General features: G+C 50.5%; 15 protein-coding genes. 11 read left to right on the top strand and 4 right to left on the bottom strand.

Going from position 1 to position 23,088, the window contains the following annotated elements:
* Nucleotide 1: 1 nt before the first annotated feature.
* The 4 genes from AWU77_RS09650 to AWU77_RS09635 form a co-directional block, all read right to left on the bottom strand.
* On the bottom strand, nucleotides 2-3,316 hold the full coding sequence (locus AWU77_RS09650; protein ID WP_062062386.1) for a DUF1592 domain-containing protein: 3,315 nt from the start codon (nucleotides 3,314-3,316) through the stop codon (nucleotides 2-4).
* Between the two features lie 27 nt (nucleotides 3,317-3,343).
* Nucleotides 3,344-4,414: a cellulose binding domain-containing protein gene (locus AWU77_RS09645; RefSeq protein ID WP_062062383.1), complete on the bottom strand. Its 1,071-nt coding sequence runs from the start codon at nucleotides 4,412-4,414 to the stop codon at nucleotides 3,344-3,346.
* Between the two features lie 515 nt (nucleotides 4,415-4,929).
* Complete coding sequence (locus AWU77_RS09640) at nucleotides 4,930-7,035, bottom strand: EAL domain-containing protein (RefSeq protein WP_062062380.1); 2,106 nt, start codon at nucleotides 7,033-7,035, stop codon at nucleotides 4,930-4,932.
* A gap of 328 nt (nucleotides 7,036-7,363) precedes the next feature.
* The gene (locus AWU77_RS09635) at nucleotides 7,364-9,214 is read right to left on the bottom strand and encodes a hypothetical protein (RefSeq protein ID WP_062062377.1); all 1,851 of its coding nucleotides are present in this window, start codon (nucleotides 9,212-9,214) and stop codon (nucleotides 7,364-7,366) included.
* Nucleotides 9,215-9,683: 469 nt separating this feature from the next.
* Here AWU77_RS09635 and AWU77_RS09630 point away from each other — a divergent pair, with 469 nt between their 5' ends.
* From AWU77_RS09630 to AWU77_RS09575, 11 genes are all read left to right on the top strand, one after another.
* A complete protein-coding gene (locus AWU77_RS09630) occupies nucleotides 9,684-13,853 on the top strand; it encodes a bifunctional nitrate reductase/sulfite reductase flavoprotein subunit alpha (protein ID WP_062062373.1) in 4,170 nt (1,389 codons plus the stop codon).
* Nucleotides 13,854-13,880: 27 nt separating this feature from the next.
* Complete coding sequence (locus AWU77_RS09625; RefSeq protein WP_062062370.1) at nucleotides 13,881-14,564, top strand: LysE family transporter; 684 nt, start codon at nucleotides 13,881-13,883, stop codon at nucleotides 14,562-14,564.
* A gap of 144 nt (nucleotides 14,565-14,708) precedes the next feature.
* Complete coding sequence (locus tag AWU77_RS09620; RefSeq protein WP_062062367.1) at nucleotides 14,709-15,098, top strand: hypothetical protein; 390 nt, start codon at nucleotides 14,709-14,711, stop codon at nucleotides 15,096-15,098.
* Nucleotides 15,099-15,242: 144 nt separating this feature from the next.
* The gene (locus tag AWU77_RS09615) at nucleotides 15,243-15,539 is read left to right on the top strand and encodes a helix-turn-helix domain-containing protein (RefSeq protein WP_062062599.1); all 297 of its coding nucleotides are present in this window, start codon (nucleotides 15,243-15,245) and stop codon (nucleotides 15,537-15,539) included.
* Entirely contained in the window at nucleotides 15,536-16,843 is a 1,308-nt protein-coding gene (locus AWU77_RS09610) for a type II toxin-antitoxin system HipA family toxin (protein WP_062062364.1), read from the top strand. Before AWU77_RS09615 ends, AWU77_RS09610 begins: the two co-directional genes overlap by 4 nt.
* Nucleotides 16,844-16,970: 127 nt before the next feature.
* Nucleotides 16,971-17,444 (top strand): tetratricopeptide repeat protein, encoded by a 474-nt coding sequence (locus tag AWU77_RS09605; protein ID WP_062062361.1) that lies wholly within the window; start codon nucleotides 16,971-16,973, stop codon nucleotides 17,442-17,444.
* 191 nt (nucleotides 17,445-17,635) lie between these two features.
* A complete protein-coding gene (locus AWU77_RS09600; RefSeq protein ID WP_062062358.1) occupies nucleotides 17,636-18,709 on the top strand; it encodes an ADP-ribosylglycohydrolase family protein in 1,074 nt (357 codons plus the stop codon).
* Nucleotides 18,706-19,734 (top strand): NAD(P)/FAD-dependent oxidoreductase, encoded by a 1,029-nt coding sequence (locus AWU77_RS09595; protein WP_062062355.1) that lies wholly within the window; start codon nucleotides 18,706-18,708, stop codon nucleotides 19,732-19,734. The genes AWU77_RS09600 and AWU77_RS09595 overlap by 4 nt, the downstream gene beginning before the upstream one ends.
* Nucleotides 19,735-19,800: 66 nt before the next feature.
* Nucleotides 19,801-20,085, top strand: a complete 285-nt coding sequence (locus AWU77_RS09590) for a hypothetical protein (RefSeq protein WP_062062352.1) — start codon at nucleotides 19,801-19,803, stop codon at nucleotides 20,083-20,085.
* A gap of 941 nt (nucleotides 20,086-21,026) precedes the next feature.
* On the top strand, nucleotides 21,027-22,397 hold the full coding sequence (locus AWU77_RS09580) for a polysaccharide lyase family 7 protein (protein ID WP_193747523.1): 1,371 nt from the start codon (nucleotides 21,027-21,029) through the stop codon (nucleotides 22,395-22,397).
* Between the two features lie 42 nt (nucleotides 22,398-22,439).
* A complete protein-coding gene (locus AWU77_RS09575; protein WP_062062343.1) occupies nucleotides 22,440-23,003 on the top strand; it encodes a hypothetical protein in 564 nt (187 codons plus the stop codon).
* Nucleotides 23,004-23,088: the final 85 nt, after the last annotated feature.

Genomic DNA, 23,088 nt, shown 5'->3' with positions numbered 1-23,088 from the left:
CTTAGCGCGCCCACTCCTGCCGGTAGATCACTGAATCCAATGCCGGAATTTCCTGCAGCATCGCGCGTGGGCCGCTAGTGTTCAGCACATTGGTCAGCTTCTCGATATTGCAGCGATAAGCACTGCGCTCTTCGAGTGACATGTTGTAGGGCACTTCACGAGTCGCGTCCCGGTCGATCAGGAAAGTAGTCGCTACACCGCTGCTGAAGCTAACCAGTTGGGTCGCCAAACAGGTTTTCGCCTGCTGGGATACCAGTGGTTGTTCAACCATCAGGCGAGCCAGATCTTTGGCGCCGTTAAAGCTGATTTCAGGTGAATAAATCACCCGATTCGGGTCGTTGGCGAATTGCAGTTTTTGATAGGGCGAGAAGAAAGTCGCTCGCGCATCAATCGGGTTTCCGCGCAAATCGGTAGAGCGAACTCGGCCGGTTGCATCGAAGTTCTCCATACCACCACCCAATGGGTTGATGATTTCCAGGTGACAGTTGGAGCAAGGTTGATTTTCGGTAATCTTCGCCACCGCCATACGCTCAGTGGTGGTTGGCGCAGCCAGGAACGCGGCGTGCGCTGCACCTAATGCATCGCGATCCAACGAGGTGCCTGATGGTGGCTCAGGAATGTCCTGACACATCATCTTGCGACGCACGGCTACCGCACGAGTCACCAGGTTGGCATCGTTATCCCGCGCATAGCGCGACATAAATGCCCCCGAGGTTAAGATACCGCCGCGGTCACTGGTGTTGACGCGCACAAAGCCATCGGCGTCCGCTGTGCCGCTGTAAGCCAGACCATAGTGGGAGGCCAAACGCTGATTCACGTGAGTGAAGGTGGGGTTGTACAGGGTCGCAAAGGTAGAGCTTGGCTCCAGCATGGCGGCAGAGAAGTTTTTGCTCAGCTCGGCCTTCATGTCGTTTGCCAAGGTGGCAAAATTGGCTACGCCTACTTTGGCTTGGGTTGGCAGAGTTTCTGTTCCCAACCAACGGTTCACTAGCTGGCCCAGCAATATTTTGGTAGTGGCTGAGTTCAGCAGGGTAGCGGCTTGTTGGCGTACACCGGCAACCGTATTCAAATTGCCGTTTGCCGCTGCTGCCATCAGGGTCGCATTCGGAGTCGTACCGGTGAAGGTATAACTCAGATAGGTTGCCATCTCGTAGCCATTTAACTTGTAGGTGGTGCCGCTGGTTAAATCACCCACTTCCGAGCGATACAGGTATTGAGGCGCTGACAACATAGTCGCCAACGCAACTGTCATGCCTTCTGCCACGGTGCGGCCACCGGTGGTGCCGCGCGCTAGCGCTTGGTAGCTGGTTTGTTCGGTAGCGGTCAATGGGCGACGGAAAATACGTGGCGCCAAATCACTTACCAACTTATCTGCACAAGCTGTTGAAGGTGTACAAGCCAATACTGAGTTCCAACGAGTGGCAACGGATTCAGCGATACGCTCGGCAGTTGCAACGTAGTTGGAGTAACGACCTGCATCAACAAACAAATCGTTGTTGTTTTGGAAGGCACCGGAAATGGCGTCATCTGGCAGGCGTGAAATAACATCGTCGGTATAGCCCACTAAATCGCCAACCGAGCGCTGGTATTCCGCGCGGGTTAACAAGCGCAAGGTGCGTTTGCCCGGTTGGGCAGTCGTGCTGGTACAGGCAAATGCGTTGGCATCATTCACTGGCTGACCGCTTGGTGACTTGGTCCACGCAATAATCAAGGCAGCTGCATCGGCGGCACATTGGCCAACACAAGCGCTTGGGTTGCTCGCGGGCATGTTGCCGGCGATGTAGGTTTGCAAGGCGGTGGAGTTCTCGGGGTATTTCGTGAGGCTCACCGTCATGCGGGTGCCGTGACAACCAGCACATTGTTCTCTCCACACTATTTCACCGCGGGCTGAGTTGCCTGGGCCAACGCTGCTGGAACTGCCAGAGCTGAGTGACGCTGAGCTTTTACTTGAAGCGCTGGTAGAGGTTACGGATGAGCTTGAGATACTGCTGGCCGATGAGCCGGTGGTGGGTTCAAAGGTCAAGCTAATCGGGGTGGTAGCCGCAGCTGGAATACTGTCGGTATAGCTGATCACTTTGTAGTCATAGCTGCCTGCTACAGTCAGGCTGTCGAGGTAGCTGACTGTGTTGGCTGCGGTACCGGTTGCGGTTACCCAGCGGCCATCGGCGCCTTTACGGCGTACCAAAAAGCCGCTTTCGTTGCTGCTCGCATCGACCCAGTTAAGGCTGGCTACACCGGTGGTGTTACTCATGCTGCCGCTCAGGCCAAGGGCTGCATTAGGTGCAGCGGCGAGAGCGATAGCAGGAGTATTGGTCGGGTTGTCGCGGGTCAGGAACATCTTGAAGTAGACCGGGACTCTCTCGCTGATGGTAGACAAACCCGCCACTGCGCGCAGGGCTTCTACACCGGCATTCATATCGAAATCGGTAGAGTTGATTGCGATAGGTTTGCGTGGCGAGAAACTGACGCGGTTGCTGGCGTGTTTTACGATCAGCGCATCAAATGACACTGGCTTGACTATCGCGTGCAATACCAGGTTGCCAGTCAAACTCTGCACACTGGTGCTACCAACGGCCATGGCATCAATCGCGGCCAAATCGAGTTGAGTGGTGAAGTGCAGGCTGGGCAAAAAGCCGGACTCAAACAACAGGCTCTGCATGCGTGTATTGCGGATATCCACGCCCGTGCTGATGCTAGCCAGTGGAATGCTCAGTGTTGCCTGACCACTGGTTGCGACCGTGCCTTGCAGCTGGGTAAAGGTCATGTTCTCCGGTGTTTCCACCCCGGCAGTACTCTTTTTCACAGTTACAAAGTGCAGTGTTGAAGCAGTGCCATCGAGCAACCAGCGAGCCGCTGCCGCAGGAGCGCTACTGCTGCTACTGCTAATCGACGAGGCGCTGCTTGGTGCGCTGGAGCTACTGTTAGAGACACCGCCACAGGCGGCACCGTTCAGGGTGAACTCGGTAGGTGTGGTGCCGGGATTGGTGGTAATCAAGCCAAACGCGACGCTGCCGTTAGTGGCTAAATTGCCGTTGTAACCGACATTTTTCACACACACATTTTTACCGGTTTGGGTGTAAGTACCCTCCCACAGTTGCGACACAGTATCGCTACCGGCATAGGTCCAGCAGAGTTCCCAGCTGGTTTTGGCGGCGCTGGTATTGGTGAGGGTGACTTTGTACTGGGCGCCTGCACCCCAGTTATTTTCAGTTTGGAAATTTACACTACAGGCGCCTTGCGCCAGAGCAGTGCCCGGGGCGATAAGCCCGAAGGCGATCCCGGTGGACAGCAGCGACAGTTGCAATAATTTTTTCATAATAGTTTCTCTCTATGCTTCATCCAATTAACGGGCGTCAAAGACGAGCGCAAAGTCCACCGGAACGGCGACACTAATCGAGGCAATTCCCACTGCCGCGCGGAGGGCTTCAACACCATTGGTGAGCGAGTAATCGCCAGCTTTAATAAGCACTGGCGCGATGCTTTGCACGAGCACGCGGGAGGCAGATAGCTTCTGCACCGAGACTTTGGTGGTGATGGCACCAGTTACACCATGCAGATTGAGGCTGGCCGAAATATCGGTTGCTGCGCTTTGGCCAATCGCCAGGCTGCTGATCAGGTTGGCAGGCACGGCGACGGTGACAATCGCGCTGGGGTAGCTGGCGGTTTCAAACAGCAGGTCGCGCATACGTTGATCGCGCAGTGCAACTCCGGTGTTGACGCTGTTCAGATCGATGTTCAAGGTAGCCACACCGGCGCTGTTGATATCGCCACTGATGGTGGTGAAGTGATGTGCTTCCAGCGTGTGGGTATTTTTAATGGTGGCGAAGTTGAGGTAAGAGTCGGTGGTGTTCAGTGTCCAGGGTGCCGGAGCACTGGAGGATGAAGACGAAGATACGGAGCTAGGCGCTGAGCTGCTGCTTGGTATTAGCGAGCTTGAGCTGCTGGAGCGCGAAGAGCTACTGGCCGACGTGACAGTGGAGCTGGCCGATGAGGCAGTTGTAGTGCCACACAGGTTGCCGGTCAGTGTCGGAACTTCTGCGGCGGCTGCCCCTTTTGTCCCCTGAAAACCAAAGGTCAGGCTTTGGCCGGGTTGCAGCGTGCCATTCCAGCTGGCGTTTTTAACGGTATAGGGATTGGTGCCGCTAAATACGGCGTCATAGCCGCCAGTGATGCGGTTGTCGCCTGCATACTGCCAATCCAGATTCCAACTGCTGACGGCAGCGGTGCCTTCATTGGTGAGTTTAACCGTGGCGGTAAAGCCTGTGCCCCACTGACCGGTTACCTGATATTGGCAGGCGGCTTGGGTCTGGAGAGACACTGCGGAGAGAGCGAGTGACAGTCCAAGCGCACAGAGGGAGCGGGTCAGCGCACCTGCTGGGCGAGGAGCTGTCGCTGAGGCGTTAAAGCGACGCATAGTTCTTCCTCAAAGATGAATGCCGATTGCTCGGCAGCTTCCTCACGGGCAGCAAGGCACCAGATATACCAGCGCGTCGGGCATTATTGTTAATTAAGCCCAGACACAAAAAAGCCCGTTACTAAAGCGTGTTGTTGGAGGTGACCCTGAATGCATGGCATAGCAGTAGCCAGATCGAAATAGGCAATGCTATCGATGCAAATGGATCGGGTTTGGCGAGTTCTCGGAGGTAGATTTAACTGCCATCTCAGCGTGGCAATATTCGTTTTTATCTTATATTTTTTGTTAAATCGACGTTCATTTAGAGGCTAAGCGTGGTTGATAACATCTTATTTTGTAGTGATGTTTGTATTTATGTTATTGGTTTTAAAGGGAAAAAGTAAGCATAAAAAAACCGGGAAAAGACTTTTTGTGATCTATGCACGAAACGGGTGCTGGTGCGTTTGAAAGTCGAACTTGCGCACCCGGCTGGAGGGAAATTCGTACCAGGTGCGGAAGGTTTCCGCACCTCTGGACTAGCTTTCCATATTAAAGTCGTACGTCATTCCGTGGCTTGGCTCTTGCAAATAGTGGCCTTGAATATAGTGAGCGCCCGCTTGCCAGAGGGTGGAAAGCACGCTCGCATTCTCTACAAACGGCACCAGCGTGATTTTGTTTTCGCCGTTTAGCTTTTCAATTAACTGAATCAGCGTTTCGGGGCTTTCATTGTTATTTTGAATGTCGGTAGTGAAGGAACCATCGACCTTGATCATATTGGCTGGTACATGGGCTAGGGTGTTGAACGGGTTCAATGAGCAGCCAAAGTTGCTAATCGCAAAACTGGTTTTGAGCTTGCCCAAGCCTTCGGAAAAGTGTTTAGCAGCATTCAAATGATTGGTGACGTCAATTTCCTGAGCCTGGAATACAATCGAATCGGCGCTCAACTTGGCGGCTTTAAATGCAACGGCAAGCCAGGGAATGAGCGATTCATCGCACAAGGATTGGCGCCCAATATTGACAATCAGTTTGGTTTTATTGCCCTTGGCGCGATGTTGCGACAGCATCTTGATGGACTCCAAAATCACCCAGCGGTCGATTTTGGTGCAGGCACTCATGTTCGAAGCTGCCTCCAAAAAGTGATTGGGGGAAATTTCGTTGCCCTGCTCATCCATCATGCGCAAGTAGACTTCGTAGTATTCCTCGTCGGAGCCGCGCAGGCTGATAATTGGCTGGAACAAGAGCCGGAAACGGTCGTTATCCAATGCGTGTTGAATGGCTGCGGCAACGTCAATTTTAAGGTCTATCTTGGGTGTTTCAGGTTCAAACAGCATGGCATTGTTGCCATTCTCTGCATGTACCTTGAGCATCGCGGTTCGCGCTTGTTCAATGACTGTGTTGGTGCTGGTGGTGGTTTCGTTGATTAGCGAGATACCAATGCTGCAGGTGATCTGCAGGGTTTTGTGATCTATCTCGATAATATGACCTTCCAAATCTTTGCAGAGCTGTGTGGCGCGGTTGACCGCCGCATCGGCTTTCACATTGGGTGAAATAATGGCAAAGGTAGAATCGCCCAAGCGCGCAATGGTGTCGCTGGTATTGGCTTTGGCGCGCAGCAGGGTGGCTATATCAATCAGCGCCAGATCGGCACCGGCAACGCCGAAGGTATCTTTTACGCGCCCGCTAAAGTTATCCAACTCAATATAAAAGAGGCAGTAGTACTGTTTTTCATCCACAGTGTCGATGATGTGGTCGAGCTGATTTAGCAGGTATTGACGGTTGTAGGTGCCGGTAACTAAGTCCTGCCATTTAATTTGTTTAAGCTGGGCTTCCAGCTCCTCGTTATTGGCATTGTTGGCCGAATTCATCGAGGCGCGGGCAAGGAATTGGATGCAGGGCTCTTCGTCGTAAGTGACAAGTGATACTTCCAAATCTATATGGGTTTCTTTGTCGTCTTTGGTGATGCCGGCAAAACCGAGAGTGCTGGATTCGGCCTCATCACCTTTGAAGGTGAAATCTTTCAGGAAGTTCTTCAAACGGGCCTGATCTTTATCGGCCACCATATCCATAATCGGCATGGCTTCTATATCGTCTTTGTCTTGATAGCCAAACAGTTCCGCAAAGGATTCATTGGCGTAGAGATACAGGCCATCCTGAATAAAAGCGATCGCATCGCGCGAGCTGTCGAGCAATTGTTGGCTGCGGCGCTCGGCTTCGCGAAAGCGGCGGTCGGTATTACGGCGCGCCTGACGCTGTTCGCGGTTGCCCAGTTCGCGGTCTATGACGAGCAATAAATGCTGGTCGTTATCCAGATCAACCACATCGGTTGCGCCCATGCGCAGGCCTTCAATTACGGCAAAAGGGCTGCTTTCTCCGTCCACATCGTAGAGCAGGATAACCGGTACATCTTTATTGAGTCGGCGAATTTGTTTGATCGCTGTCTGTGGTGTGGGTGAGCTGGTGTCGTAATGGCCAATCAACAAATCCCAGCTCTGCTCCTGCAGCAGTTTAACGAGTGCTTCTTCACTCTCGACATGTTGCGCGCGGCAAGGGTGGCCGGAGGCGTGCAGCATGCTGATCAAACGCTCGGCTTCGGAGCGTTGATTATTCAAAATCAGGAGTCGGATAGTATCGGTAGTCGTCATATATCTTCTATGTAGTCAGGCGATGATCAGGGCTTCGCTCGTTTTTGACTATAGCGCGTTTTCTGGCGCACGAGTTCGTTTGTATGCTTGTTCTAGCGAACCTTGGGCTTTTAGTTTCTGTATTTGCAGTGCACTGGCTGCCGATAAGTCCGAAAACTCTACCTTGTGTCGCTAACCGCTTGCCTTGGTGCAGGAGGGGGTCTTCAAAAATCCTTGTTGGGCTATATTACTGAATTCAGTTGGCCACTCAACTTGTCATGCTATTTATGCGATCTGGTCGAGGCTTTTGTGGCCTAGTTCTCAGCGGTAGAGTGAAGGTCTGGGCGATTTATTCCCATACCGAGTCAAAATCATCCTTGCTGGTTTTTGCTTCAGATTTGGCGGTGACCAGTTCGCGAAAGCCAAATTGGCTAAACGCTCCGGTGGCAAACAATCGCTGGGTGAGTTGAATAGATGAGCCACCCTCATTACTTACGCCTGCCGGGGTTTGGATGTAGAGGCGCGCTTTACTGTACTCGTGGAACGAAATTGCATTGGTAATCATGCTGGGCGGTTGATTGATGGCGCGCAACTCAGGGATTTGTAGGGCGCGCAAATATTCAGCGAAACCACCGGTCTTGTGAATGGCGGCCAGCCCCACCGGGATGGCGTGGGGGGCGATAATCTGAATCCCCAATTGAGTTGCGCCTTTAATCTGATGTGCCCAGCGCACCACCCCAATAGACCATTTATTGCGACCATATTCACGCAAACCGAGCAGCTCGCCAGCGCGCACTTGCACCGGAATTTCGTTGCGCCATTCCAGCCCATAGCCACCGGGGCTGCGATCCATCAGCGGTACCTTGTAAATCGGATGTTGCCCCTGATAGCTGCCCTGCTCCTGGGATTTGATCTTCTTTTCAATATCCAGTGTGGGCAGTGCGCGGCCATCCAGCGCGGTGCCCACAATATCAAACGCATCGCCCCAAGGGTCGTCGGCTTTTTTGGTTTCAGGCGCCTTTAGTTGCACACCGCGCTTTTGGTAGATGGCACCTTTTGCCGGTTCACCTGCAACGGCACTGCTCTGGTTTAAAAACAAGTTAAAAGGTTGCTCATCGGCCAGATAGAAATGGATGTTGGTGAGGCCTACGGTGACCTCGATATCGGCGTTGACATCCTGCCGCTCAAAGCTGCGCAGCGCCAAATGGCTCCAGGCTTGTGCCAGGTGTTTGGTCAAGGCTGCCGATAAGTTGAGTTGATTGCGTTGGCTGACACTGGCATCTACACCTTCGTTACCGCCGCTCTGTAGTTCTTGTAGCTTACTCACAAGGGGGCTGGTGCGAATCTCCAGCGGTGGTTCAACGCCGGGGTTGCTGGCCGGGCGCCAGTGGGATTTATAAAACGGCGGGCGGTTGCTATCGGTTAGCACCACAAACAGGTTTTCTTTTCCGCCGGGGTTGTAGGGGCTTAATTCTGCCCCCGGTGCCAGTAGTTCCAGCACGTTATAGGTACTTTCGATTTCATCCTGACGCAATTGATTGGGGCGCGCGGTCGCCAATAGAAGTATGCGCAGATACACATGGTGAGCTGTTCTCATCCCGTGTTGATGGGGGAGTTTGTCCTCCACCGGCAGGTGTTCCAGTTCCAGTGCGCAGGCTAGTTGATAGAGTGCATGTATTTCGGTCCACACTTGGCTGGAGACCGGCAGGTAGAGCTGATAGGCGCGCAGTAGTAGCAGGCTCAAAGCAGTCAGTGAGCGATGAATGGCCAGCGCTTGTTGCTCGGGAGGCGCCTTGGTGGCGTGGGGAGTGCAAATCTCCTTTACCACGGCGAGGTAGCTATTCAGAAAGTGCTTTTGAATCGCCTGGGCCACGGTCGCGGTCTTAAGTGCAGCTTCGGGCAGGATCAAGGGTTGATTTAAGTATTTGAGTGCAAGGCCGCTCAGGGTTTGATGAACCGGTGCGCGCAGCAACTCCAGAATGGCCAGCCGGTTGTCGCTGCTGGTGCGCAAACGGCTGAGCTCATGCACGGCGGTATAAAGTTGGGCGCTGACTTGCTGGGCTTGAGTCAACGGCAAGCTTTGCAACCAGAGTTTGACCTGCGCGAGTTTATTGCCACCGCAAAAACTCAACTGCGCCAGCCCCTCAGTTGGCACGTTAAGCTTTTTAAGTAGTAGTCTGATTTCCGGATCTGGGGTCATGCGCACGCCGTCAACGAGTTGCTGGTTATAACTATGTCATTGAATATAGTTGATTTTAGGTATTTTTTGCTGTTTTGCTGCTGTATTGGCTAAAACAAGGTAAAAGGCGTGGCGGTTGTTAAGTTTAGAGAGCTTTTGCTGGCTCTGGGTGATAGTTTTTGGTGCGTTTTTATCTGCACGTGTTTTTAGGTGGATGTTTCAGTAATGCAATAACGCACCAATCGAAAGCGATTGTGTGCCCGATAAGCTTAAATATGCATTCTTGTGATGCATAAAAGGGCGGCAGCAGATTAACCTAATAGGGAATGAATGTTGTTTTACTGTTGTTAAATAATTATAAATCCTTTATTTATCAAATGATTAGGTGGTTTTCTTGGCGCAGATATAACACTGCACGAGGAATTACAGGCTACTTCGGTTCACTGGCATAGCGCTTGCTAAACCCCTCCCAATGAGGAGTTGCTAGCTTATGTCAGATTCTGCTGTGAAAAAGTCCGTGCGTTCCGTTTGCCCCTATTGCGGCGTGGGCTGCGGCATGGTGTTAGAAACCGACGGCGCCAAGGTCATCAAAGTCACTGGCGATAAAAACCATCCGTCCAATTTTGGCCGTCTGTGTACCAAAGGCCAGACCAGCGCCCAAGCGCTCACTAACTCTGGTCGCATGGAATCGGCGTTTGTGCGCGGTGAGCGCCGCCGCGATCCCGTCAAAACACCCATAGCCCAGGCAATCAGCACTACCGCAAAACGCTTGCGCGATATTCTCGACCAATACGGCCCAGAGGCGATCAGTTTTTACGTCTCGGGGCAGATGTCGATCGAATCCCAATACCTCGCCAACAAACTCGCCAAAGGCTTTATTCGCACCAACAATATCGAATCCAACTCGCGCCTGTGCATGGCGAGTGCGGGCGCGGGTTACAAGCTCTCGCTCGGCTCCGATGCGCCACCCGGTTCCTATCAGGATTTTGATCACAGCGATCTGTTTTTGGTAATAGGCGCCAACATGGCCGACTGTCACCCGATTTTGTATCTGCGCATGATGGATCGCGTCAAAGCCGGTGCCAAATTAATCGTGGTGGATCCGCGCCGCACTACCACGGCCGATAAAGCCGATCTCTATTTGCCGATCAAACCCGGCACCGATCTCGCGTTGTTAAACGGCCTGTTATTTTTGCTCCATAAAAATGGCAAAACCGATGCCGATTTTATCGCCCAGCACACCCAAGGCTGGGAAAATTTTCCCGAATTTTTGGCGGATTACACGCCGGAAAAAGTCAGTGAAATTACCGGCCTTTCTGTCGAGTCATTAATTAACACGGCCGAGATGATCGGCAATGCGCCCGAGTTTATGACCTGCTGGACTATGGGTTTAAATCAAAGCACCCACGGCACCTGGAATACCAACGCGATTTGTAACCTGCATTTGGCGACGGGAAAAATTTGCCGCCTCGGCAGTGGCCCGTTTTCACTCACCGGCCAACCCAATGCTATGGGCGGGCGGGAGATGGGGTATATGGGGCCGGGCTTGCCCGGTCAGCGCACCTTATTAGTTGAAAAAGATCGCGAATTTATCGAGCAGATGTGGGGTGTGGAAGCGGGCAGCATTAGCACCAAACTCGGCAAAGGCACAGTCGATATGTTCGAGCGCATGGTGGCGGGCGATATAAAAGCTTGTTGGGTGATTTGCACTAATCCGGTTGCATCCGTACCCAATCGCAAAATCGTGATTGAAGGTTTGCAAAAAGCGGAATTGGTTATCGCGCAAGATGCCTTTCTCGATACCGAAACTAATCGCTACGCCGATATTTTATTGCCCGGCGCTTTGTGGGCAGAAGCCGAAGGGGTGATGATTAACTCCGAGCGCAATATCACCCTGATGCAAGAAGCTGTGCAGCCACCCGGTGAGGCTATGGCCGATTGGGAAATTATTGCCCGTGTAGCGCGGGAGATGGGTTTTAGCGAAGGCTTTAATTTTACCTCTGCCTCCGACGTGTTTGATGAAATCAAACAAAGCTACAACCCCAAAACCGGTTACGATCTGCGCGGTGTCAGTTATGACCGTTTGCGTGTTGATCCTTTGCAGTGGCCCTGCGCCGATGAAAACTCCAACCGCAATCCGATTCGCTATTTAAATAACGGCATTCATCAGCCATTAAAAGTTGAGGAAGATGGCAGTAAACCGCAACTGCAATTTGCGACCGATTCCGGCAAGGCGATTTTTCACCCGCGCCCCCATGTAGATCCGGCGGAAATGCCCAGTGCTGATTTCCCTATGGTGTTAAATACTGGCCGCGTGCAGCATCAATGGCACACGCTCACCAAAACCGGAAAAATTGCCACACTCAATAAATTAAACCCCGGCACGTTTGTAGAGATTCATCCGCAAGACGCCGCCGAGTTAGGCATCAACAATAAAGACAAAGTTGAAATTCGCTCGCGTCGTGGCTACGCCATTTTGCCCGCTGTGGTAACTGACCGCGTGCAACCCGGTTGTTGTTTTGCGCCGATTCACTGGAATGATATCTATGGCGATAACCTCTGCATTAATGCAGTCACCAGCGATAAAATTGATGCGATTTCCCAGCAGCCAGAATTAAAAATCGCTGCGGTTGCGCTTAAGCGTGTCGAAGTGTTTGTAGAGGAGTCTGATTCTGCTGAGCATTCCGATAGCCATGATTACGATTATGAAGTCCCTATGGCTTTTGCTGCTGTAGCTGAGGAAACCAGCATGACCTTGATTAAAACCTTCGCCGAAAAAATCGGTGTAGTAGAAGCAATAGCACCGAATTTTTCCGAGGCCGAGCGCACTTATCTGGGCGGTTATATCAGCGGCTTGCAAGCGACTGCTAAATTAATTTCCGCCGTGCCCGCACTGCCTGCTGATGCACCAATTAATCCTGCTCATCGCACCTGGGTAAATGGTTTGCTCGCCGGCATGTTTAGCCGTGTGCTGCCGATAGGTGTTGGGGCAATGGGGGTGAGTGCCTCCGCCGCGCAAGCAAAACCAGAATTGTTGCTGCTTTGGGCATCACAAACGGGCAATGCGGAAACCCTGGCTGAAAATTTTGCGCAGCAACTATCGGCGCAAGGCTGGGCGGTGAATGTTAAATGCATGAATGATTATTCACTTGAAAAATTAGCCGCCAATAAACTCGCTGTATTTGTCACCAGCACCTTTGGTGATGGCGATGCACCCGACAGCGGCGGTGATTTTTGGAACCAATTAAATAGCGACGCCGCACCCGCATTAAACGATTTGCAATTTGCCCTTCTGGCATTGGGTGATTCCAATTACGATCAATTCTGCGGTCACGGCAAAAAATTATTTGCCCGTTTGCAAGTGCTGGGCGCTAAAGCCTTAGTGGAGCGAGTGGATTGCGATACAGATTTTGAAGCGCCAGCGGCGCAATGGTTTGCTAAGCTCAGTGAGCAACTAGCACCCTTAAACGCTGCGAACCAGCCATCTGCCATGACTGCGACATCAACTACATCGTCTGCACCTTCTTCATCTGCTGCTTATGGCAAAGCCAATCCCTATGGCTCGCGTTTGGTGATTAACCAGCGCTTAAATGCGGAAGGTTCAAGTAAAGATGTGCGTCAATTCGGTTTTGATCTGGGTGACTCTGGTATCAGCTATGAAGCGGGCGATGCACTGGGTGTATGGCCAAAAAATTGCCCTGAGTATGTATTTGAATTGGAGCAATTACTGAATTTAAATTCGGCGGCGCCGGTGGTGGTAGATACGCACGAAAAACCCTTGCACCAAGCGCTGCTGGAAAATTATGAAATTTGCCGTCCCAGTTTGGAAGCGCTAAATTTTATCGCGCAGCGCAGCAACAGCAAAGATTTACAAAAACTGCTCGATGCCGAACAGAAAGCTGAATTACAAGAATGGCTCTACGGTCGCCAGTTGGTAGACATACTGCAAGAGTTCCCGATTCGCGCCAGTGTTGATGAATTAATTCCGCTGCTCAAACGCCTGCAGCCGCGTTTGTACTCCATCGCCTCCAGCAGCAAAGCGCAACCCAATCGCATTGATCTCACTGTATCTGCGGTGCGCTACTCGCGCTTCCGCGATAGCAAAAAAATCCGCAAAGGTGTTGCATCAACCTTCCTTGCTGATCGTGCCGACGGTGTAGATATTCCAATTTTTGTGCAGCCAAGCAAACATTTCCACGTACCCGAAAAAGGCGATACGCCCTTAATTATGGTCGGCCCAGGCACTGGCGTTGCACCTTTCCGCGGCTTTTTACAAGAGCGCCAAGCGCGTGGCGATCAAGGTAAAAACTGGTTGTTCTTTGGCGAGCAACACGCGGCGAGTGATTTTTATTATCAAGATGAACTTCAGCAATTCCAAAAAGACGGTGTGCTCAATGAATTGAGTCTCGCTTTCTCGCGCGATCAAACACAAAAAATCTACGTGCAAGATCGCATGCGCGAACGCGGCGCAGAGTTGTGGGAGTGGTTAGAGCAGGGCGCCTACTTTTGCGTCTGCGGCGATGCCAGTCGTATGGCGAAAGACGTAGACCAAGCACTGCGCGATATCATCCAGCAATACGGCAAATTCGATGAGGCCGAAACAGTGAATTACATCCGCAAATTAAATATGGATAAACGGTATTTGCGGGATGTGTATTAATCCAATAGTTCAGGCTTCCTAAACATCATGTCCACATTATTTATTTCTGCTTTTGTGCTTGGCCTTATTTTTAATGCCGCTCCCGGTGCTGTATTTGCGGAAACGGTACGTCAAGGTGCTCGCGGTGGATTCAAATCGGCGCTGATGGTTCAATTGGGTTCGCTGGTGGGTGACGCCACTTGGGCATTGCTCGGCTTAATTGGTGTGGGTTTGTTATTGCAGTTGGAATTTTTGCGCGTCCCTGTGGGAATAGCTGGGGCAATATATTTGCTCTGGTTGGCGTGCGACTCTTGGCGCTCAGCCAGTCAGGAATTTGCGATTGGCGGAGCTGGCGTGGTTGATCCCCAAAAAGCCATGCATAAAGGCATGATTCTTTCGCTCACTAATCCGCACAATATTGCTTATTGGGCGGCGCTAGGCAGCGCCATGGGCGCAGTAGGTGTGAGCAATCCCACCCTCACGGACTACGGTATTTTTTTCGTTGGCTTTATGGTGTCCTCTATTCTCTGGTCATTTTTTTGTGCCGCCGTAGTCGCCCGCTTGTTTAAACACGCCAAGCGCTCTTGGGTAAAACTCACCTACAAACTCTGCGCTTTCGCTTTTTTGCTTTTAGCTATTTCGTCGATTAAGTCCCTGTTTGCAGAGGCAAACAAAACTACACATTCCGCAGAACAATATCAGGCGCAACCTGCGCCGCGTCAATCCCGGTAAGGTTCCTAGATCCTCATCGCACTGTTACTTCGAATCTCCCCGAACAGCGGCTCGTATCACGAACTAGTTTATGTTGGTCGTGTCATAATCCGTGCCTTTGTAAAGGTAAGTCTTCCAAACATAACTACATAGGAGCCAGAAAAGATGAAAAATAAAACCTCTACCTTATCGGCTAGCGCTATCGCGTTGTTTATGCTGCTGGTTATTTCCCCACTGACGTTTGCAGAATCCAACGCGATTGCCACCATGGCAAAAATTCTTACCGAACTGAATCACTACCCTTCTGCCGACCATAAAGCAGCCTTGGTTGCGATCAGTAAAGACGAAGCCAACAGCGAAGCGACCCGCGCTATTGCCCAAGCAATCCATAACGTTGAACATCAGGCCAAAGCCGATGATCTTGCGGCTTTGAAAACTGTCACCGAAACCGAATCCACAACGGAAGTAGAAAAGCAGCTGGCAGAAATGGTTATGACCTTCAATCACAGCCTAAGCACAGAGAACAAAACAGCGCTGGAAGCCTTGGCGAAGTAACAAGCGGCGCACCGCATAAGTCCGAAAATCCCCCGTTAACTAGTGTTGGCGGGGGATTTTTTATTGGTCATAAAAGACCAATTATTTGATATTAAGTGCTATAGTTGGTCAAATATGACCAATTGGTATCGCTAGGATAATATGGTGTCACTAACGCATATGCTTTATTCACCTGCTGAGCTTGCGCGCTCCCTGGGGCAAAACGCCAGACAGTTGCGGCTGGCCAGGAACTTATCGCGCAAGACGCTGGCAAAGTTGTCGGGCGTTTCCGAATCCTCCATCAAGCGCTTTGAAGTGAGTGGTTCAATTACCTTGGAATCTCTGATTCTGCTTGCCGCTGCGCTCGACCAGCTCGCCCCTATTTCCGCACTTTTTAAACCAGAACAACCAAGCTCAATTGCTGAATTAAAAAATGCCAGGCGCAAGAGAGGGGCAAAATGACAACACAAGGAAAACGACAAAAATTTAAACCGACGGAAAGCCTGGTGGTTTCAATTGCCGGAGCAACAGTAGGCGAATTGTATAAAGTGGATGGCAAGGGTATTTATTTTGTGTACGACAAAACCTGGCTTGCACAGGGTTTTAATTTATCGCCCATCACCATGAAGTTTGACGATAAACCCCAGCTTGCCGCGAACCTGCAAACCTTCAACGGTTTGCACGGCCCTTTTGCGGATTCTCTGCCGGATGGTTGGGGGCTATTGTTAATGGATCGTTTTTTTAACGCAACATTTGGTGACGGCACCGCGCGCACTGCAACCATGTTGGATCGTTTGGCCTACATAGGTGATCGCGGCATGGGCGCGTTTGACTATCACCCCAAAGCCGAACACTCGGAGTTAAGTGGTGCGCTCAGTGTTGCCGAATTATTTACGGCATCGCAGCAGGTTTATGCCGGTGAAACTAACGAGGTATTAAAGCAATTACGCATTGCGGGTGGCTCGCCGGGTGGTGCGCGACCAAAAGCGGTAATTGCGCTTTCATTGGATAAACAAGAAACCATTTCCGCATTTGGTGATATTCCCGCAGGTTACGATCACTGGATAATTAAATTCAGAGCAACCGATGAACCAATTGAAACGGGAGCCATTGAATATGCTTACGCGCAAATGGCGCGCGCGGCAGGTGTTCAAATGGCGGAATCCATTCTGCTCGAACAATCTATGCCTAATGGGCAGGCCGAACGTTTTTTTGCGACCCAACGTTTTGACCGCGAAGGCGATAAGAAACGGCACATGATGACCGTGGCCGCGCTCATGTACGCTGATTTCAGAGCGCCGACCATGGATTACAGTGACCTGCTAAAACTAACGTTTGTGTTAACAAAAAGCGCAGCCGAAGTAGAAAAAATGGCGCGCCTTATGATCTTTAATGCGCTCTCGCATAATTTTGATGACCACACAAAAAATTTCGCATTCCTCTGTAATGAGCCGGTACAAAAAGGTGAGTCAGCCCAATGGGTGTTCGCCCCCGCTTACGACATTACATTTTCCCAAGCGCGCGGCGAACACAGCACTGCTTTCAGTGGTCACGGCAAGCCCACACGAAAAATAATCAACGACTTATGTCGCGACTATAAATTTCTCAAGCCCAATGACTATATCGATCAAACCTTGGATGTATTAAAAAACTGGCAGACAACATTTACCAACGCCAATATTCCTCATCAGGCAGGTGTTGGAATATTTCGTACACTTGAGCAATTGCATAAAGATTTTGAAGGGCAGGCTACGCGCAAGCGTTAATTGTGTAATATTCGGTAATTCCCATTGGTGTATTTGGAAGGTCAGGCACCGCCGCCAAAGATTGCAGGTCAATATACTGGCTACAAAACTCGATTTTAATTAATACAATATTTATAAGTGAATCACTATGGAAAACGAAGTTAAACAGCAAGCCGAAGAATTATTGGAGAATGGTGAGGTTGAGGCGTTGTATGAATTGCTTGCACCTTACTTGGAGCAAAACGATGCCTACGCACAATTTCTGTATTCCAGTTTTAGCCTTGAAAGTAGCGGCGAAACGGATGAGCAGTTTGAAGCGCGCAGTATGACGTTGTTGGAGCGTGCGTCTGAGGGTGGTGTTGCAGAGGCGTCTTATCGCTTGGCAGTGATTTATCTCTATGGCGATGTTGCCGATAACAATGCTAAAAGTTCAAGCGAATATTTTGAGCGCGCCATCGCCCAAGGGCATGCACATTCCAAATTTACCTATGGTTTTAATTTGTATTACGGCTCCGGCGATGTAAAACAAGAAAAAGCACGCGGATTAAAATTGCTAGAGGAAGCGGCGCAAGAAGGTGTGCAGCTTGCGCGCGATGAATTAAATATGATTCGTGCAGGTTAGTGTAATGGCCTCACTAGCTTGTGGGGCGATTATCTTTTCTCTAGCAGCCTCATCACCATTGTTTTGCCCCCGCTTCTGATCCCAATCGCGCCTTCCATCGAATATAGTAGCGAATCAATTTGTATGTCTGCTCAGGTAGTCAATGCAAAAGCGTGTTAACCGCGTGTAATCGTGGGTTATGGGAGTATTAAATGAGTCATCAATCAGTCAATCAGCGGATTACTGCTGCGCTGCAACTCAGTTTTATTGCCGATGCACTGGCGATGCCGGTGCATTGGTTTTATAACCCTTTGGATATCTATGAGGCATTTCCTGGGGGAGTGCAGAAATTTGAAGCGGCACCTGAATTCCATCCCTCCTCAATTATGCATTTGCATTCAACTAATACCGGTGGGCGCGGTGCGCAACAGATACCCACCATGCCGCAGGTAGTCGGCGATATTATTTTAAAAGGCAAACAGCAGTACTGGGGCATTGCCAACCAACACTATCACCGCGCGATGGCTGCAGGTGAAAATACATTGAACTTGCATTGCCTGCGTGTGGTGATGCGCGTTATTAAGAACAACCACGGGCGCTACAACGCGGATAAGTTTCTGAGCGATTATATTGCGTTGATGACGGCGGAAAATTCCGCGCATCCGGATACTTATGCGGAATCCTATCACCGCAGTTTTTTTGCCAATCTTGCCAGCGGTAAGGCGCCGGAAAAATGCGGTGCGGTGAATCACGACACTGCATCGATCGGCGGTTTGGTGACCATCGCACCGATTGCAATCGCGGAATTATTACACGAGCGCTCACTGGCGCACGTACAACAAATATGCCGTACACATTTGTTCCTTACTCACCCTGATGAGTATCTAGCAAAAATTTGCGATGCCTACGTCGCTTTAATTGATGCGCTCTTATTTCGCGATTCAGTTGACCCGCGCAGCTTCATCGCCGCAACCGCAAAGCAATCCGCTGGTATAGATGTAATCCACCTCGCCCAGCAATATGCCGACGACAATCATGTGGTCGGCGGAAAATTTTCGCGCGCTTGTTATATTCAGGATTCCTGGCCGAGCCTGTTGTATCTCGCGTGGAAATATTGCGACGATCCTTTGCAAGCCTTGCTTACCAATACCAATTTGGGTGGCGACAACTGTCACCGCGGCGCAGTGCTGGGCGTAATTCTTGGCTTGGCAACTGCCAATGGTTTAGATAAGTGGTTTGCGCAATTGGCTGATGCTGCAGCAATTCGCGAGGAGTTTTTCACGTGAGATTAATAAATGAATTTGATTTGGTTGTGGTGGGTGCTGGCATAGCGGGACTCACTGCTGCTACCCAGGCTAGTGCACAAGGGCAGCGTGTTTGCGTATTAGAAAAATCGGCGGGGCCGGGCGGGCGCATGGCAACGCGTAATAAACCTGACGGCAGTTGGGATCACGGTGCGCAATATTTTACCGCGCGCACACCAGAATTTCGCGCTCAGGTTCAGCAGTGGTTAGATGAGGGGCTGGTGGCGCCTTGGCGTGAACCACTGGCAGTGTGGGATGGTGAACAGTTAAGTGTGAGCCGTTCGCGCGAGCGTTATGTGGGCGTACCAAAAATGAAATCGCCGCTGGTAAACGTGGCAGAAAAATTGATTATTTTTTATAACACACAGGTAACACAGGTGCGTGTTGAGAACGGTAGTTGGGTTATCGATACACACGCGTCGCAATGGCGCGCCAAAAAAATAATTATCGCGTTGCCCGCACCGCAAACTCAGGCCTTACTTGCCCATGATTGCGAAGCCTATGCACTTGCTTCTGCTGCGCTCATGGAGCCTTGCTGGGCGCTCATGTTGGAGGTGGCGCGTCCTTTACAGCTACCCTTTGCTGCAGCGTTTGTAAATGAAGGTGTGCTGAGTTGGTTGGCGCACAACAACAGCAAGCCTGAGCGCACAGTGGGCGAACATTATGTGCTGCACGCAACGGCTGAGTGGTCGCGCGCACATGTGGAGGCATCAACTGAGTGGGTGCAAGCTGCGATGGTTGAAGAGTTTAAGCGCTTGCTCACACTCTGGCTGCCAGGCGAAATTCTGCCAGCAATTCAACCGCGTCATGTGCATCGCTGGCGATTTGCGCGTGCCACGAAGCACGAGCCAGCTATTGTGGCTGCCTGGCCAGAGCAGGGTTTGGCGCTGGCGGGCGATTGGTTAGCTGGCGGCCGTGTTGAAGGTGCTTATTGCTCAGGGCGTGCGGCGGCGAATGCACTGCTACTGCACAATACTAATAGCGCGGTTGAGTGTGGTTTGAGTTAAGCTGCAGTTGCGCCTGAATCGCGGCGTATTTAATTTTTTCTAATCTGCTCACCCTGAGAACTCGCTATGAATTTGGATAAATCAAAAAAACGTATCGCCAAGCGCGCCAAAATGGGTTTTCAGGGTTATCCCCAAATTTCCATAAGTTACTCGGGTAAAACCGCCAGTCATGCCGATGAAGTATTAGTGGAGTTTTTGCTGGAAGACGGTGCTGAAAGTCAGCTGGAACGGTTCGCGAGTAAGCTCGATGCGCGTGAAGATGAAACCATTCAATCGGCTTTGGTAAAAATGATCGAGCGCTCAGCAGCAAAAACAGTGGTGCTGATTGATGGAGTAAGAAGCATTGCTTAATTGCGAAAATCGGTTGCTGTTAGTTGTTTGGCGAATGTTGTCCAATCTACACAGCGCGCTCAATAATTAACTAAAGGAGATGTTTGCCGTGCCTGAGTCACTTTACATATCTACTGGTTTATGGACGCTGATTTATTTGGGGTTGAGTGTTTATACCAAATGGGTTGTTAGTTGGGGCGGCGCGTGTGTGTTGGAACGATGGAATTCTGCCTGGAATTGGTTTGGATATTTTCATGAAACAACTGAAGAGCAAATTAAGTTTACGACGAAATGGTTTTGGGTTTTTGTAACCGCTTGGTTTGTTGTTGGGCTCTTTGTGCCTGAAGTGAGAATAAAAACCTAATAAAAAGAATGATTAACGGCTCACATCTACCGCAGTCGTGACATGTAATTAACCCCGATTTGTACCTCACAAGGCACAGGCGACGGCGAGTCGCCTGTGTGCTGCGGATCGTTTTCGTGCGCCCATCAATTGAACACTGCTCTCTAGACCAGTATTGGCGGGGGCTAGCCACTATTACCACAGGTTCATTCACAGAGTTATTCACAGCTTTTGTGGATAAAGTTTTTAATGTGAAACCTTCTTCGTTTGCTATCCACATTCAACTGATTTTTTGGTCATACCAATTGCTTTGGGTGTGTTTGTTGTGACTTTAGGTTACAGCTTGATATTTGCCCATCGATACTCTTTCAAGAGTCTCACATCCCTTTTTCTCGCCTTGTTTACAGATATTTGCCGATTAATGACGATGTTTGCGCATTATTTATTATTGGTAATACCAATGGTCATAAATATCTATAAAAATTGGATTGACACAAATATTGATCTGGATGTAGCTTGGCCAGCCTTTGCGCCCTGTAGTCGGGTGTTTTGGGTTGTTTGGGGGCAAAGAGGGTCGATAACGACATCCGTTAATAAAATCAATAATCTGGGGAATTACATGTTCAATAATTTCAAACACATCATTTGCAATGCGGGTTTGGCCGGTATGCTCTGTGCGCTGCCGTTGGCGGGCGCGAGTGCAGCATCAGTGGCGATTAACAATCCTAGCTTCGAAAGCAGCTGGACTGGTTGGACGCGGGTCGGCAGTGTGGCGATTTCGGGTGATGCTTATGTTGGTACCAAGTCGGCAAAAATTACCGCCTCATCGGGTGTGGTGTCGCAAGTTGTATCTGTAGCCGCCAATACCAGTTACACCTTTACTGCTTATGTATTGGGTGGTGGTAAGGTCGGTGCCAAGGTCGGTTTGATCAATTATTCAAAATCAGTCACTGCTAATGGTAGTTGGCAGTTGGTCACCATTACATTCAATTCCGGTATGGCGACTTCGGTTACCCTGTCTGCTGCCTATAGTGGCAGTGAAGGGCGTTTTGATGAATTTAAATTAGACAGTGGCACTGCGGCTTCGTCCAGTGTTGCCGCTTCGGTAACACCGTCGTCTTCCTCCTCTTCTTCGGTATCCTCATTGGCGACCAGCTCGTCGGCTGCGGTTTCGTCAGTTCCTGCTGCTGGCGGCATTGTGTATCCGGCGGATGTGGGTGGCGGTTTGTCGCTGTGGAAATTAACCCTGCCGATCAGTGCTAGTGGTGTGGGTACCAGCGCACAAGAAATTAAGCAGCCGGCATTGGCAACTTATTCGTCAACTTACTTTGCGTTGAATAGCGATAAAACCGCTATGGTCATGACCGATATATTTGGCGGCGCGCGCACCAGTAGCGGCACGGCTTATGCTCGCTCGGAATTGCGTGAAATGACCGCGAGCGGCACCAGTGCGGCGTGGAGTTGTACGGATGTGGTGCGCAAAATGACTGTGCGTCAGCGCATTACAAAATCACCTACCCACAAGCCTGAAATGAGTATTGGGCAAATTCATGATAGTAAAAATGACAACCTGGAAATTCGTTACATCGGGCCAAAAGATTCCAGCAGTGTCGGCACTGGCAATGGTTTGACTGATACCGGAAGAATTGAGGCGCATTGGAATAACGATACCTCATACGACATTCTGGATTCCGCGTACAAAATTGGCGACATGATGAATGTGGTGATCAGTACCGATGGTAGTGGTTATCAAACTGTGTCTTATACCAATGAGCGCACCGGTGTGACGTCAACTAAAACCCAGGCGTTTAGTGGTGTGATTGGCAGCTGTTACTTTAAGGCGGGCAATTATCATCAGGCCTGTACCGTCACCGATATCTACGGTGGCACAAATGATACCTGTGCTGCCAAAGGCTGGACATCGGGCCGCTATGAAACCGATCCATGGGGTACTTCTGTGCTGGAAATTTATGGTCTTTCATTAGATTAATCATTTCTGCCTCTCTATTAATTGTTAAGTGAAGGATGTTGCATGATGTTAAATAACACAGTTAAAAAAATGCTCGCCGTTGTCGGTTTTGCGCTCGCCAGTTTGCATGCTCAAGCGGGGCTGCTAAATGGCGAGAGTGTTGGTTTTACCTATTATTATCCTACGCTGGCTAGTACCTATGCCGAGTTGGATTCTGCCGTGGTTGGCGATGGTGTTGAATTTAATTTCTACGATATGTTTTCTGTTGATGTCGCAGATAACGCCATAGTGATCAATAACTTTTTTTACAGTGATAGCGATACCGCTTGGGATGCTGCAAGCTTTAGTGGTTTTGTGATTCGCGATCTGGGTGGGTTTGTCAATTTAACCGCAGCCGCGCTGGATGCGTCATCCAATATGGTGGGGTTGGATGCGAGCCGTATCAGTTTTGATGCACGCAGTGTTTATGTGAACTGGCAGGGCTTGGCGTTTAATTCTGGTACCCAGGTGAAAATCAACCTGCAAGGTGAAAGCACTAGACCTGCCGTGCAGGTTCCGGAATCGAGCGGCTTGCTGCTTGCATTGCTCGGGCTGGCTGGAGTCTTGCTGCGCTGCCGTCGAGCTTAAGGCTTAGGTGATGCTGTATAAGAGGCGGGATATTCAAGGAGTATCCCGCCTTTTTTATGTCGCAGGGTTGGGCTTGTTGGGTGGT

The organism is Cellvibrio sp. OA-2007 (genome assembly GCF_000953825.1).
Classification (GTDB): Bacteria; Pseudomonadota; Gammaproteobacteria; order Pseudomonadales; family Cellvibrionaceae; genus Cellvibrio.
This window is presented reverse-complemented; position numbering and strand designations above follow the sequence as displayed.

Bases quoted from the DNA above. Each gene is read 5' to 3' on its own strand.
- AWU77_RS09620 (WP_062062367.1), top strand. From the start codon at position 14,709: ATGAAAAATAAAACCTCTACCTTATCGGCTAGCGCTATCGCGTTGTTT.
- AWU77_RS09640 (WP_062062380.1), bottom strand. From the start codon at position 7,035: ATGACGACTACCGATACTATCCGACTCCTGATTTTGAATAATCAACGC.
- AWU77_RS09650 (WP_062062386.1), bottom strand. From the start codon at position 3,316: ATGAAAAAATTATTGCAACTGTCGCTGCTGTCCACCGGGATCGCCTTC.
- AWU77_RS09575 (WP_062062343.1), top strand. From the start codon at position 22,440: ATGATGTTAAATAACACAGTTAAAAAAATGCTCGCCGTTGTCGGTTTT.
- AWU77_RS09625 (WP_062062370.1), top strand. From the start codon at position 13,881: ATGTCCACATTATTTATTTCTGCTTTTGTGCTTGGCCTTATTTTTAAT.
- AWU77_RS09605 (WP_062062361.1), top strand. From the start codon at position 16,971: ATGGAAAACGAAGTTAAACAGCAAGCCGAAGAATTATTGGAGAATGGT.
- AWU77_RS09630 (WP_062062373.1), top strand. From the start codon at position 9,684: ATGTCAGATTCTGCTGTGAAAAAGTCCGTGCGTTCCGTTTGCCCCTAT.
- AWU77_RS09610 (WP_062062364.1), top strand. From the start codon at position 15,536: ATGACAACACAAGGAAAACGACAAAAATTTAAACCGACGGAAAGCCTG.
- AWU77_RS09600 (WP_062062358.1), top strand. From the start codon at position 17,636: ATGAGTCATCAATCAGTCAATCAGCGGATTACTGCTGCGCTGCAACTC.
- AWU77_RS09635 (WP_062062377.1), bottom strand. From the start codon at position 9,214: ATGACCCCAGATCCGGAAATCAGACTACTACTTAAAAAGCTTAACGTG.
- AWU77_RS09580 (WP_193747523.1), top strand. From the start codon at position 21,027: ATGTTCAATAATTTCAAACACATCATTTGCAATGCGGGTTTGGCCGGT.
- AWU77_RS09645 (WP_062062383.1), bottom strand. From the start codon at position 4,414: ATGCGTCGCTTTAACGCCTCAGCGACAGCTCCTCGCCCAGCAGGTGCG.
- AWU77_RS09590 (WP_062062352.1), top strand. From the start codon at position 19,801: ATGAATTTGGATAAATCAAAAAAACGTATCGCCAAGCGCGCCAAAATG.